Annotated in this window: 11 protein-coding genes; 4 read left to right on the forward strand and 7 right to left on the reverse strand. The window is 67.1% G+C overall.

Annotated features, from left to right (window positions below):
* The first annotated feature begins 89 nt into the window (after positions 1-89).
* Together Q0654_RS09820 and Q0654_RS09825 are read left to right on the forward strand one after the other, a co-directional pair.
* Entirely contained in the window at positions 90-440 is a 351-nt protein-coding gene (locus tag Q0654_RS09820; protein ID WP_298853254.1) for a DP-EP family protein, read from the forward strand.
* Between the two features lie 25 nt (positions 441-465).
* Positions 466-2,106 carry an isovaleryl-CoA dehydrogenase gene (locus Q0654_RS09825; protein ID WP_298853256.1) on the forward strand — a complete coding sequence of 547 codons (1,641 nt, stop codon included), beginning with the start codon at positions 466-468 and terminating at the stop codon, positions 2,104-2,106.
* Between the two features lie 473 nt (positions 2,107-2,579).
* Here the strand turns inward: Q0654_RS09825 and Q0654_RS09830 are convergent, their stop codons facing one another.
* On the reverse strand, positions 2,580-3,884 hold the full coding sequence (locus tag Q0654_RS09830; RefSeq protein ID WP_298853258.1) for an amidohydrolase: 1,305 nt from the start codon (positions 3,882-3,884) through the stop codon (positions 2,580-2,582).
* A gap of 264 nt (positions 3,885-4,148) precedes the next feature.
* Complete coding sequence (locus tag Q0654_RS09835; RefSeq protein WP_298853260.1) at positions 4,149-5,048, reverse strand: DMT family transporter; 900 nt, start codon at positions 5,046-5,048, stop codon at positions 4,149-4,151.
* Positions 5,049-5,156: 108 nt separating this feature from the next.
* Here Q0654_RS09835 and Q0654_RS09840 point away from each other — a divergent pair, with 108 nt between their 5' ends.
* Together Q0654_RS09840 and Q0654_RS09845 are read left to right on the forward strand one after the other, a co-directional pair.
* A complete protein-coding gene (locus Q0654_RS09840; RefSeq protein ID WP_298853262.1) occupies positions 5,157-6,041 on the forward strand; it encodes a LysR family transcriptional regulator in 885 nt (294 codons plus the stop codon).
* A 144-nt stretch (positions 6,042-6,185) separates the two neighbouring features.
* Entirely contained in the window at positions 6,186-7,169 is a 984-nt protein-coding gene (locus Q0654_RS09845; RefSeq protein WP_298853264.1) for a cyclase family protein, read from the forward strand.
* Positions 7,170-7,439: 270 nt separating this feature from the next.
* Here the strand turns inward: Q0654_RS09845 and guaA are convergent, their stop codons facing one another.
* From guaA to dctP, 5 genes are all read right to left on the reverse strand, one after another.
* Positions 7,440-9,020, reverse strand: coding sequence for a glutamine-hydrolyzing GMP synthase (gene guaA, locus Q0654_RS09850; protein WP_298853266.1), 1,581 nt, complete (start codon positions 9,018-9,020; stop codon positions 7,440-7,442).
* 156 nt (positions 9,021-9,176) lie between these two features.
* Entirely contained in the window at positions 9,177-10,631 is a 1,455-nt protein-coding gene (guaB, locus tag Q0654_RS09855) for an IMP dehydrogenase (RefSeq protein WP_298853269.1), read from the reverse strand.
* Between the two features lie 154 nt (positions 10,632-10,785).
* Positions 10,786-12,060 (reverse strand): TRAP transporter large permease subunit, encoded by a 1,275-nt coding sequence (locus Q0654_RS09860; protein WP_298853273.1) that lies wholly within the window; start codon positions 12,058-12,060, stop codon positions 10,786-10,788.
* Positions 12,057-12,551 carry a TRAP transporter small permease gene (locus tag Q0654_RS09865; protein WP_298853276.1) on the reverse strand — a complete coding sequence of 165 codons (495 nt, stop codon included), beginning with the start codon at positions 12,549-12,551 and terminating at the stop codon, positions 12,057-12,059. Before Q0654_RS09865 ends, Q0654_RS09860 begins: the two co-directional genes overlap by 4 nt.
* A 10-nt stretch (positions 12,552-12,561) precedes the next feature.
* Positions 12,562-13,542, reverse strand: coding sequence for a TRAP transporter substrate-binding protein DctP (gene dctP / locus Q0654_RS09870; protein ID WP_298853278.1), 981 nt, complete (start codon positions 13,540-13,542; stop codon positions 12,562-12,564).
* Positions 13,543-13,547: the final 5 nt, after the last annotated feature.

The raw sequence follows: 13,547 nt of genomic DNA on the forward strand, positions 1-13,547 counted from the left end.
TGCGGAAGCGCCGCCCCCGAGGCTAGATGCGGGGCTGCTAAACTTGGGTGGATTGCACCTTGACCAACCACCACCAACAAGGAACTGAAATGAGTCAGAGCATCAGCGTATCGATCAATGGAGCTTTCCCAGATTACGGGATCGCATTCAGCGCAGAGCCATCGCCCGTCAAGCAGGGCAAGACTGAAACCATCACCTATACGATGATCAGCCGCGGCTTCCGCATTGTCGGCATCAACGTCCAGCGTCACCCCTTCGATACATCTGACCAGCTGACCTGGGCCATCCCGGCCGACCAGCAGTCGCTGATTCTGACCGACGTGAACGCCGACCCGAAGCAGTCGATCTTCTGCTTCGAGATCGTGTTCAGCGACACCTACGGCAACCAGTTCAGCAGCAAGGATCCGCAGGTCGAGAACGACGGTATCCCGCCGACCTGAAGCAACAGGCCTCACAAGACGCCACATGCATCCCACCCACTTCGACACCCACACGCTCGACAACCTCCCCACGCCCCTGCCCGCCTGCAATCTCTGGCTGGCGGACGGCGTACTGAGGCAACACGTCGAGCGTCACGGCGGCGGCTGGGCTGCGGCCCAGCTGTCCGATCTGGGTGGGCGTACAGGCGGAGAACTCGTGGCGCTGGGCGAGCAGGCCAATCTGCATCGCCCGCGCCTGCGATCCTTCGATCGCTACGGGCGACGCATCGACGAAGTGGAGTTCCACCCGGCCTACCACCGGATCATGCAGGTGGCGATGGACGCGGGCGTGCATGCGCTCTCGTGGAACCACGCGGACCGGCCAGGCGCGCACGTCGCCCGCGCCGGGCTGATGTACCTGTGCAGTCAGGCCGAGGCCGGCACCGCTTGCCCGCTGACCATGACCCATGCCGCGGTCGCAGCCTTGCGGCATGCCCCGGAACTGGCCGCCGACTGGCTGCCACGCATCACCGCCCGCGACTACGACTCGCGCAGCCTGCCGGCCGCCCAGAAGACTGCCTGCACCATCGGCATGGGCATGACCGAGAAACAGGGCGGCTCGGACGTGCGTAGCAACAGCACCCGCGCGCATCCGCAGGGCGATGGCAGCTACCGCATCGTTGGCCACAAATGGTTCTACTCCGCGCCGATGTGCGATGCGCATCTGGTGCTGGCGCAGGCCGAGGGCGGACTCAGCTGCTTCCTGCTGCCGCGGATCCTGCCCGACGGCAGCCTCAATGCGGTGCGCATCCAGCGGCTGAAGGACAAGCTGGGCGACTGGAGCAATGCGTCGGCCGAAGTCGAGTTCACCGGCGCGCTGGCCTGGCGCGTGGGCGAGGAAGGTCGTGGCGTTGCGACCATTCTCGGCATGGTCGCACTGACCCGCCTCGACTGCATGATCGGTTCGGCGGCAACGATGCGCGCCGCGCTGAGCCACGCCCTGCACCACACCGCGCAGCGACGCGCCTTCGGTCGCCTGCTGAGCGAACAGCCCCTGATGTGCAATGTGCTGGCTGACCTCGCCCTCGAGAGCGAGGCTGCGCTCGCCTTGACCCTGCGCGTGGCGCGCGCGATCGACGCCAGTCCGCGCGACCCGCGCGAGGCCGCGTTCGGCCGGATCGCCACCGCCATCGGCAAGTACTGGGTCTGCAAGCGCACGCTCATGCAGGTCAACGAGGCGCAGGAATGCCTGGGCGGAATTGGCTACGTCGAGGAGAACATCCTGCCGCGGCTGTATCGGCAGGCGCCGCTCAACTCGATCTGGGAAGGCAGCGGCAACGTGCAGTGCCTGGACGTGCTGCGCGCGCTCTCGCGTGAGCCCGACTGCCGCGAGGCGCTGTTCGCCGAGCTTGAGTCGGTGCGCGGCGCGCACGCGGACTACGACGCCCATCTGCAGCGCCTGCAGCAGGCTTTCGGGCGCAGCGACGCGCTCGAAACCCGCAGCCGCCGCCTGGTCGAAGACACCGCGCTGGCCCTGCAGGGCGCGGAACTGATCCGCGCCGGCGATGCCGCGGTGGCCGACACCCTCTGCCGCTCGCGTCTCGGCGGCGAGCACGGCTACAGCTTCGGCACCCTGCCGGCGGATGCGCCATTCAAGGCGCTGATGGAGCGCAGCCGGCTCACGTAATCGCGTTGAGTCAGGACGGCAGCGACCGATTGAGGCTGTCGCTTCAGTTTGGACCACGACCTCAAGGTCGAGTCAGAACCCGCGGACATTGAAGGAGTCACGTGCCACGCCCGGTGCGCGACACGCGCACCCTACGACATCAAATGACGCCATGCCCGCAGCGAAGACCAAACAACTGCACGCGTTGGGTGCGCCTGCGGCGCACCGTCACCGTATGCGACAGCAGGATTGAGCCCATCGCAATCAAACGATCAACGCCGTCGGCCAAAGCGCCCGGTGCGCGGCACGCGCACCCTACGACATCGAATGACGCCGCGCCTACAGCGAAGCACAAACGACTGCACGCGATAGGGTGCGCCTGCGGCGCACCAATGCCGGACCTTTCAACACCACGCGTCCGACGCGCTCTCGCCGCCCGTCAAAACGTTGCTCGCAACGTTCGCAATGATCGCAACGAATGCAGCGGATACCCGTCAAGGTTGCGCATGCAGGAAATCCAGCGCCACCGCCAGCATCGCCCGCGTGCCCAGCGGCAGCGCCGCTTCGTCGACCACGAACTCCGGCGAGTGGTTGGTCGGCGCTTTGCGCGGGTCCTGGTCCGTCGAGGTCGCACCAACAAAGAAGAACAGGCCGGGCACTTCGTTGGCGAAAAAGGAGAAGTCCTCCGAGCCGAGGATCAGCGGCATCGCCAGCACATTGCCTGCGCCCGCCGCGCGCTCCAAGCTGGGCCGCATCCGCGCAGTCAGAGCTTCGTCGTTGCGGGTGACCGGATAGCCGGCCTCGCTGGGTATCTGCGCCTCGACCGTGGCACCGTGCGCCGCGGCCACATGGGTGGCGAGATCGCGCAGCTGGTCCTGGATGCGCGTGCGCACGGCGGAGTCGAAGGTGCGGATGGTGCCGATCAGCTCGACCTCGTCGGGAATGATGTTGCTGCGCACGCCGCCGTTAATGGCGCCGAAACTGAGCACCGCCGGCAGCGTGCTGATGTCCGTGCGGCGGCTCACCAGAGTCTGCGCCGTGCTGACGATGTCGGCGGCGGCGACGATCGGGTCGATACCGCCCCAGGGCTGCGAACCGTGGGTCTGGCGGCCCTTCACCACGATACGGAAGCTGTCGGCCGCGGCCATGGTCGGCCCGCCGCGGTAGCCGATCTTGCCCACCGGCAGACCCGCGATGACGTGCAGGCCGAACACCGCATCGGGCTTGAAGTCGACGAACAGACCTTCCTTCAGCATCAACTCGGCGCCGCCTTCTTCGCCTTCGGGCGGGCCTTCCTCGGCGGGCTGGAAGATGAACATGACCTCGCCCGGCAGCTCATCGCGCATGCCGGCCAATGCCTGCGCCACGCCCATCAGGATGGCGACGTGGGTGTCGTGCCCGCAGGCGTGCATCACGCCGACCGTGCTGCCGTTGTATTCGGTGGTGACAGTCGACGCGAACGGAAGGCCCGTGCGCTCGGTGACCGGCAGCGCATCCATGTCAGCCCGCAGCGCGATCCGCGGCCCAGGCTTGCCGCCATTCAACAGGCCGACCACGCCGGTATGGGCGATGCCGGTGCGCGTCTCGATGCCGAGTGCGCGCAGGTGTTCCGCCACCTTGCGCGAGGTCTCGAACTCGCGGTTGCCGAGCTCGGGGAACTGGTGGATGTCGCGGCGCCAGGCCAGCACCTCGTCGGCAACGGCATCGGCCAGAGGTTCGATCGCAGGGGCCTGCGCGAGTGCAGTAGCACCCGTCATCAAGGCCAGCAGGGAGAAACCACAGCACGCACGCGTGAACATCACCGCCCCCGGTTGATCTTTCGGTGGACGGAGACTAGCAGCAAGCGCGATTGCGCTGGGCAGCCGGTGGCAGATGTCGCAGATGGACAGCTGCCAGCGTTCGTACTGCCGAGCTGCTGCCGCACATGGCTCGATGTTCATGCGTTTCGAGCCCAGCCCTTGGGCGCGATCAGACGGATGCATGCGATGCTGTCGCCCTGCGACGCCAGGTGCTTCCCACGTCGCCGAGTTGACCTGCCTGCAGCTTTGCGCAGGGGTTCGCACTCACTGCTCGGCGCGCGCATGCGGCGCAGGGGTGGCGCGTGACGATGTCAGGGACAGCACGGAGCCGACCACAAGTAGAACGGCCCAAGCCATTTCCGCACTCGGCCGCTCTTCGAACAGCACAGCGCCTATGGCAAGCGAAGCCAAGGTGATCACGTATCCGAGCTGCCCCGTGATCACCGCCCCTGCACGACGCTGAAGTCGGAACGTTGCCAGGAAGAACGCAGCCGACCCGAGAGCCGCCACGCCCAGGGGCACAGCAGCCGTCGCAAAGGCGGACTCGTCGGGGAGCTGTCCCCGCAGCGCGGCGATCGGGACGATCACGATGGCTTGCAGCAGAAGCGTCACGGCCGCTGCGGGGAGGGGCGCCAATCCTTCCGGCCAAGCGAAAGAACGATAGACATTGGCAGCCGCCAGCAACAGGGGCGCCAGCACCGCAGCCATGGCTGCGCCCAGCGGATACAGCGGCTTGCCAGCCGGCCACAGGGCCCAGGCGACGCCGATGAAACCCGCGAGCAGAGCGAGGATGGCTCCCAGTTTGGGGGCCTCCTGACGCAAGACGATGACGATCAGGTAGGTGAAGAGTGGAGACAGCGCAGCCACCACGCCGACCACGCCAGCGGGCAAGTCTTGCAGCACGTGGAAGGTCACCAGGTTGGGCCCACTCACGCCGAGCATGCCGGCCAAGGCGAGATAGCGGAGGCGCTCGGGATCGAGGCGCGGCCAAGTCCCATTCGCCAGGCAGATCCCACCCAGGATCAAGGACGCAGCGCCCAACTGCCATGCCAACAGTCCAAGCGGCCCAAGCCCCGCCGAACCCGCAAGCTTGGCGGAGGCATACACCGCGGCAATCAGACTGCCAGCCACAGACAGCAGGGCGAGGTTGTACAGACGCTCCATTCAGTGCACTCCAGACCCATCCTTTCGGGAGCGCAGAGGCTGGGCGCGAATCCATGTGCGAGAAAGTTGATAGTTTTCGCGCACTCGTTCGAAGTCATCGAAGACTCCATGTTCAGGCTCTCGCTGGATGCGCTGCAGGTGATCGAAGCCATTGCCCGCCGCGGCAGCTTTGCTGCTGCCGCGGATGAAGTGCACAGGACCACGTCGACCCTCTCCTACACGGTGCGCAAGCTGGAGGACGACCTCGGCGTACAGCTGTTCGACCGCAGCGGACATCGCGCACGATTGACCGAAGCGGGAAGCCTGCTGCTTGAAGAGGGGCGCTCCCTGCTCGATCAGGCCAATGCGCTTGAACGCCGCTTGCGCGCCCAGGGCGGCGGCTGGGAAGCGCAGCTGCGCGTGTGCCTGAACGAGCTCTTCCCCAGTGCGACAGCGCTCGCCGCCATCCAGGACTTCTACAAGGCCGGACATCCGAGCCGCCTGCGCATCGACAGGGCGGTACTCGGCGGCGCCTGGGAGGCGCTGATTTCCCGGCAGGCTGACGTGGCAGTCTGCGCGTTGCCGCGCGGCCGCCTGCCGGACCTCATGCATGCCCCCGTGGCAAGCATCGACTTTGTCTTCGCAGTGGCTCCAGGACACCCGCTGGCCTCGGCAGGACAGCCGCTACGCCCGGCCGAGATCCGCAAACACCGGGTGGTCATGGCCGCAGACGCGTCGCGTCTGAACCCTCCCGACAGCACGGGCATCACCGGAGCCTCCGACGTGCTCACGGTGGGAAGCCTGGCGGCGAAGTACGAAGCTCAACTGGCCGGTCTCGGCGTGGGCTTTCTGCCCGTCCATCTGGCAGCACCCGCCGTGGCCGAAGGTCGGCTGATCGAATGCGTGGTGTCGAGCCCCAAGCCGCGTGTCGAGCTCAGCGTCGCCTGCCATGTCGACGCTGGCCCCGCGGCGCGCTGGCTGTTCGATCGGCTGCGGCAGGCACGGCCTGCTTGAAGCCGAGACCCAGTATCGCGCCCGCGAGGCGCGGCGTTCGAGCGCGTCGAGCGACACGCACAAGTTTTTCCGGTTTCAAGCGCACGGACTGCAGATTCATTCTCCGACTCGCGGCCAGTGTCGGCCGCGTCATCTGGAGTCCGCATGCCACAGCCCAAATCCCTTCCTGCGTCGCTGCTCATCGCGGCCATCTCTTTTCAGCCCAGTGCCGCCGTCAGTCTGCCCTCCCCCGCCAGCAGCCCGTGGGGAAGAGCCGACGAAATCGGCGCGCTGAACAGGATCAGCGAGTCCTCCACGCTTGACGTGCTGAAGCGCATCAGCAGCGGCAAGACCTACGATCTCAGCGTCGAGTACTACGTCGGCATGCCCAGCTACTACTTCCTGGGTCAGCCGCGCTACCAGATCTGGAACATCCACACACCGCAAGGCACCGTCGTCGACGACCCGACCGGATTGGGCGAGACGCAGAATCGGCGAATCACCTACTCGGGTCAGGCGATTTCGATGTACGTGCATACCGGCACCCACATCGACTCGCTCGCACACTTCGGGCTCGGCGGCCGGATCTACAACGGTTTCAGCGCCGAGGTCCATCTCGGCGACCGCGGCTGGAAGCGCGGCGGCATCGAGAAGTTTCCGCCCATCATTGCGCGCGGAGTGCTGCTGGACATCGCGCGCAGCAAGGGGGTCGACGTACTGCCGGAGTCCTACGGGATCACGGTTGCCGACCTTGAGAAGGCCGCGCGCAGTCAGGACGTGGAGGTGGTCGAGGGCGACGTGGTGATGGTGCGCACGGGCCGCATGCGACTGTTCAGTGATGCGGCGGCCTATCTGCACAACACCCCCGGGCTGACACGGGAGGCAGCGGAGCATCTGGCCAAGCTCGGCGCCATCGTGATCGGCGTGGACAACATCAGCACCGATGTCTGGCCGTCACAGGAAGCGGACAACTGGATACCCGTGCACAGCAGCATGCTCAGCGAGCATGGCGTACCGATCATGCAGAACGTGAATCTCGAGGCACTGGCCGCCGACCGCGTGTACCAGTTCGCCTGGATCGGCGCACCGATGAAGCTGCGCGGCGCCGATGGTGCGCCCATCCGTCCAATCGCCCTGCCGATCGATTAGGGCAACACAGATCACGTCCATCCAGGCCTTGATCCGGGGTCGCGAGTCCGGCACTGGTCCGGGCTCGCTGACGCGCGGTCCGGCGCCCTTGCGCTCACCATGGGCACTCGCGCGCCATGCCGATTCTCAGCGCCGCACTCTTCAGCCCTACGCAAGTTCACCGACAGGCAACTGCAGGACACGCTGCTCGCGCTTACCGGCCGGCGTTCGGCACGGCCCGGTGGCGTGAAAAAGAGAGCCGGGCCTGGCGCCGGGCCTGGCCTCGGGCACTCACTCCCACTCGATCGTCGCCGGCGGCTTGCCGCTGATGTCGTAGACCACGCGCGAGACGCCGCGCAGTTCGTTGATGATGCGGGTGGAGACGGTGCCGAGGAAGTCGTACGGCAGATGCGCCCAGTGGGCGGTCATGAAGTCGATGGTTTCGACCGCGCGCAGCGCGATGACCCATTCGTAGGCGCGCGCGTCGCCGACGACGCCGACGGACTTGACCGGCAGGAATACGGCGAAGGCCTGGCTGGTCCGGTCGTAGAGGTTATGGGCGCGCAGTTCGCGGATGAAGATGTCGTCGGCGCGCTGCAGCAGTTCCACGTACTCGGCCTTGACCTCGCCGAGTATGCGCACGCCGAGGCCCGGGCCCGGGAACGGATGGCGGTAGACCATCTCGCGCGGCAGGCCCAGCTCGACGCCGAGGCGGCGCACTTCGTCCTTGAACAGTTCGCGCAGCGGCTCGACGAGGCCGAGCTTCATGTGCTCGGGCAGGCCGCCGACGTTGTGGTGGCTCTTGATGACGTGGGCCTTGCCGGTCTTGCTGCCGGCCGACTCGATGACGTCGGGGTAGATCGTGCCCTGCGCCAGCCACTTGATGTTGCTGAGCCTGGCGGCCTCTTCGTCGAAGATCTCGACGAACAGGCGGCCGATTATCTTGCGCTTGGCTTCGGGGTCTTCGACGCCAGCCAGCGCGGCGTAGTAGCGCTCAGCGGCGTTGACGCGGATCACCTTGACGCCCATGCCGCCGGCCTCGGCGTTGGCGGCGAACATCTGCATGACCTGGTCGCCTTCCTGCCAGCGCAGCAGGCCGGTGTCGACGAACACACAGGTCAGACGATCGCCCAGGGCACGGTGCAGCAGGGCCGCGACCACGCTGGAATCGACACCTCCGGACAGGCCCAGCAGCACGTCGCCCTCGCCCACCTGGGCGCGTACGCGCTCGATCTGGTCCTCGATGATGTTGGCGGCGGTCCACAGGGTCTGGCAGCCGCAGAGGTCGACCACGAAACGCCGCAGCATGTCGGTGCCGGACTTGGTGTGGGTCACCTCAGGGTGGAACTGCACGCCGTACCAGCGGCGCTGCTCGTCGGCCATGGCGACGATGGCGACGCTCTCGGTGCGCGCGGTGATGCGGAACTGCGGCGGCACCGCCGTGACGCGGTCGCCGTGGCTCATCCAGACATCCAAGCGAGGCGGCGAGCCGGCGTGATCCTTCAGGCCATCGAGCAATCCGCAGGGCGCGCTGACTTCGACTTCGGCATAGCCGAACTCGCGCTCGTGCCCGGCCTCGACCTTGCCGCCCAGCTGCATGGCCATGGTCTGCATGCCGTAGCAGATGCCGAGGATCGGCACACCCGCATCGAACACCTGCTGCGGCGCGCGCGGCGAGCCCGCTTCGACCGTGGACTCCGGCCCACCCGAAAGGATGACGCCCTTCGCACCCCAGGCGGCGATCTCGGCGGGGTCGTGATCCCAGGCCCAGATCTCGCAGTACACCCCGATCTCGCGGATGCGACGGGCGATCAGCTGGGTGTACTGCGCGCCGAAGTCGAGGATCAGGATCTTGTCGCTGTGGATGTTCATGGAGAGCCGGGAATGGGGAATCGGGAATGGGGAATCGTTCAGAGCGCGCCGCGCGAGAGCGGAGACTGAAACGCGAGTCGGATTCTCGCGGCGCCTGTGCGCAGCGGGCTGTTCCGATTCCCGATTCCCAATTCCCGATTCCCGCCGCGCAAGCGATCAGCTTGCGCGGTAATTCGGCGGCTCCTTGGTGATCTGCACGTCGTGGACGTGGCTTTCGCGGACGCCGGCGTTGGTGACGCGGACGAAGCTCGGCTTGCTGCGCATGTCTTCGATGCTGGCGCAGCCGACATAGCCCATCGAGGCGCGCAGGCCGCCGGCCAGCTGGTGGACGATGTTGCGCACCGAGCCGCGATACGGGACGCGGCCTTCGATGCCTTCAGGCACCAGCTTGTCGGCGTCCGAGGCGTCCTGGAAGTAGCGGTCCTTGCTGCCCTGCTCCATCGCGCCCAGGCTGCCCATGCCGCGGTAGCTCTTGTAGCTGCGGCCCTGGAACAGCTCGGTCTCGCCGGGGCTTTCCTCGGTGCCGGCGAACAGGCCGCCGATCATCACGGTGGAGGCGCCAGCGGCAATGGCCTTGGCGATATCGCCCGAGTAGCGGATGCCGCCATCGGCGATCAAGGGGATCTGGTCCTTCAGCGCGGTGGCGACGAGGTCGATCGCGGTGATCTGCGGCACGCCGACGCCCGCCACGATGCGGGTGGTGCAGATCGAGCCCGGGCCCACGCCAACCTTGACCGCATCGGCGCCGTGGTCGAGCAGGGCCAGCGCGGCCTCGCCGGTGACGATGTTGCCGCCGATGACCTGCACGTTCGGATAATTCTTCTTGACCCAGCGCACGCGATCCAGCACGCCCTGCGAATGGCCGTGCGCGGTATCGACCACGATCACGTCGACGCCCGCCTGCACCAGTGCGGCGACGCGCGCTTCGGTGTCGCCGCCGACTCCCACGGCCGCGCCCACCAGCAGCTGCTCGTCGCTGTCCTTGGCCGCATTGGGGTTGTCGCGGGCTTTCTGGATGTCCTTGACGGTGATCAGGCCGCGCAGCGCGAACTGATCGTCGACCACCAGAACTTTCTCGATGCGGTGCTGGTGCATGAGGCTCAACACCTCGTCGTCGCTGGCGCCCTCGCCCACCGTGACCAGCTTGTCCTTGGCGGTCATGATCGCGCTGACGGGTGCATCCAGCCGCTTCTCGAAGCGCATGTCACGGCTGGTGACGATGCCGACCAGCTGGTTGCCGTCGACCACCGGCACGCCGGAGATGTTGCGCTTGCGGGTCAGCGTGATGACCTCGCCGATGGTGGTGTTCGGGCCGACCGTGAAGGGCTCGCGGATGACGCCGGCTTCGAAGTTCTTGACCTGCTGCACGTGCAGGGCCTGTTCGGCCACGCCCATGTTCTTGTGCAGGATGCCGATGCCGCCGAGCTGGGCCATGGCGATGGCCAGGCGCGCTTCGGTGACGGTGTCCATGGCGGCGGACACGATCGGCAGGTTGAGTTTGAGTCCGCGCGTGAGCCGCGTGGCCAGGCTGACGTCCTTGGGCAGCACCGCCGAATGGGCGGGAATCAGCGAGACGTCGTCGAAGGTCAGTGCTTCAACCTGGATGCGCATGCGGCGGGCTCCGGAGGGAAGAAGCGCGACATTATAGGCCGGGGTGCCGGGCCGGCGTTAGCGCAGATTTGCGTGATCCTGGTTCGACCGAGGGTGGGCTCCCCCTCAATCTCGACTCCGCCAGCTGCGAATCCCGAATCCCCAATCCCGGCCCTCAAAGCAAGGCCAGCGACAGCCAGGGCACGTAGGTGATCAGCCCCAGCGCCAGCAGCAGGATCAGGAAGAAGGGCAGACAGGCGCGCACCAGGCGGCCGATCGACACCTTGAACCGGTAGCTGGCGATGAACAGGTTCATGCCCACCGGCGGGGTGAAATAGCCGAGCTGCAGGTTGGCCAGCATCAGCACGCCGAGGTGCGCCGGGTGGATGCCGTAGCCGATCGCGATCGGCACCAGCAGGGGCACCAGGATCACGATCGCGGCGAACACGTCGAGCAGCATGCCCACTGCCAGCAGGAACAGGTTCAGCGCCAGCAGGAAGGTGAGCGGGTTGCTGATCGCGCCCTGGATCCACTCGAACAGGCGCGTCGGCACCTCGGCGTCGACCAGCCAGTTCGACAGCGCCAGCGCGGCACCGAGGATGATCAGGATGGCGCCGACCATGCGCATCGACTCGGCCAAGAGCCCCGGGAGACGCCTGAGCGGAATCTCGCGGCGCACCAGCACGGTCACCACCAGCACATAGAGCGCGGTGATGGCAGCAGCCTCCGAGGCCGCCAGCGCGCCGGAGTAGATCGCGCCCAGCACGAGCACGGGCAGCGGAATCTCCCAGGCGGCATCGCGCGTGGCTTCCAACACGCGCGACCAGGCGAAGGGCTCGGAGCGCGCATGCAGCGCACGACCGTGCCAGGCCGCGTAGACGCCGAGCAGGACGATCATCAGCAGCCCGGGCAGGATGCCGGCGATGAAGAGATCTTCGATGCTGACCGAGGGCGTGGTGCCAAGCTGGCCGGCGACAAAGCCATAAAGGATCAGCGGCAGCGACGGCGCGAACAGCAGGCCGAGGCTGCCGGCGCTGGTGACAAGCCCCAGATTGAAGCGCTCGTCGAAGCCGGCCGCCTTCAGCGCCGGATACAGCAGCGCGCCCATCGCCACGATGGTCACGCCCGAGGCGCCAGTGAACGCGGTGAACAGGGCGCAGGCCACCAGCCCGACGATGGCGATGCCGCCCGGCAGCCAGCCGAGCAGTGCGTCCGACAGCTTCAGCAGGCGCTGCGGGGCGCGGCTTTCGGCCAACAGATAGCCGGCAACGGTAAACAGCGGAATCGCGGTCAGGCCCGGCATGCCGGCCAGACGGTGGAACTCCACCGCGACCACGGTGAGGTCGTAGCCGGCCTGGTGGAAGCCGATGAAGGCCGCGCCAAGGATCAACACGAACAGCGGCGCGCCCAGCAGGGCGGCAGTGAGCAGCAGCAGCCAGGCCCAGCTCATGCGGCGCTGCCCTCGGCTGCCGACGCATCGCTTGGCGGACCCAGCGCGACCGCGATCAGGAAGCGCAGCGTCAGCACCGCGAAGCCGAACGGAATGATGAGCATGCCGGCCCAGCTCGGTACGCCGGCGAACAGGACGCCGGGCGCTTCACGCTCCAGCTCGATCAGGCTCCAGCCATACCAGGCCATCACGGCGCACAGCGCGGCAGCAACGAGCTGAGCGAGCGCCCAGACGATGCGCCGGCCGAGGGGCGGCAGCAGCCGCGACAGCAGGTCCAGCGCCAGATGCCGGCGCTCACGTGCCGCCCCCAGCGCACCGAGCAGGGCGATCCACAGCACCAGCGTGCGCTGCACGGTTTCGCCCTCCAGCCAGCCGGTGTCGGCGATCCAGCGAAGTCCAATCTGCCCGACGGCAAGCAGCAGGAGAAGCAGCAGCAGGGCCGCCAACAGCCCATCTTCAAGACGGTGCAGGCCGCGCAGCAGTCGATTCACGCGCAGCGACTCACGGAGCCGCGGCTGGCACGCGACTGGTCACGGCCTCGACCATCTCGGCGCTCAGCTCCTTGCGCTCGACCATGCTGCTGCGCACCGACAGGCCGAACTCGCGCCAGCGCGCCAGCTCGGTGGCGTCGGGCTTGAACAGCTGGATGCCCTCGCTGCGCAAGGCCGCCAGCGCGCTTTCGTCGGCGCGCTGGTTTTCCGCATCGATGCGCTGCGAAGCCTTGCCGAAGGCCTCGAGCACGACGGCCTGGTCGGCCTCGCTCATGCGCCCGAAGGCGCGGCGATCCAGCACCACATAGCCCACCACATAAGCCAGCGGGGCGTCGAACAGGTGCTTGATCCGGGTGTGCCACTGCAGGGCGATCGCTCCCGCCGGGGTATTGCCGACGATATCGATCATGCCGGTCTGCAGGCTGGTGAACACATCGGACAGCGGCAGCGGAATCGGGCTGACGCCGCCAGCGGTGAAGGTGCGTTCGCTGATCAGATCGTTGTTCGGAATCCACACCTTGCCGGCACGCAGCTGCTCGATGCTCTGCAGCGGCTTGCTGCTCATCATGTAGGCGAAGCCGACGCCGGAGATGCTCAGCACTTCGAAGCCCTTGTCGCGGATGCCTGACTTAAGCAGTGGGTCGACGTCGCGGCGCACCGCGTCGACCTGGGCGTGGTTCTCGAACAGGAATGGCAGGCCGTAGACCACGGCATCGGGATAGACCAGGGACAGCTCGCTGGCGGTCAATGCGCCGCCCTGCAGCTGGCCCAGGCGGATCTTGCGCATGACCGTGGCGTCGTCGCCCATCACGCCGCCGGGGTAGTAGCGGAACTCCACGCGGCCTTCGGTGCGCTGCTTGACCTCCTCGGCCGCGGCGCGCATCTCGCGCAGCCAGCTGGAGCCTTCAGGGGCGAGCGTGGCGATCTTGAAGCTCTGCGCCTGCGCGAGCGGGGCCAGCAGCATGAATGCGAGGGTCAACAGAATGCGCATGAAGG

This window comes from uncultured Aquimonas sp. (genome assembly GCF_937888285.1).
Classification (GTDB): Bacteria; Pseudomonadota; Gammaproteobacteria; order Xanthomonadales; family Xanthomonadaceae; genus Aquimonas.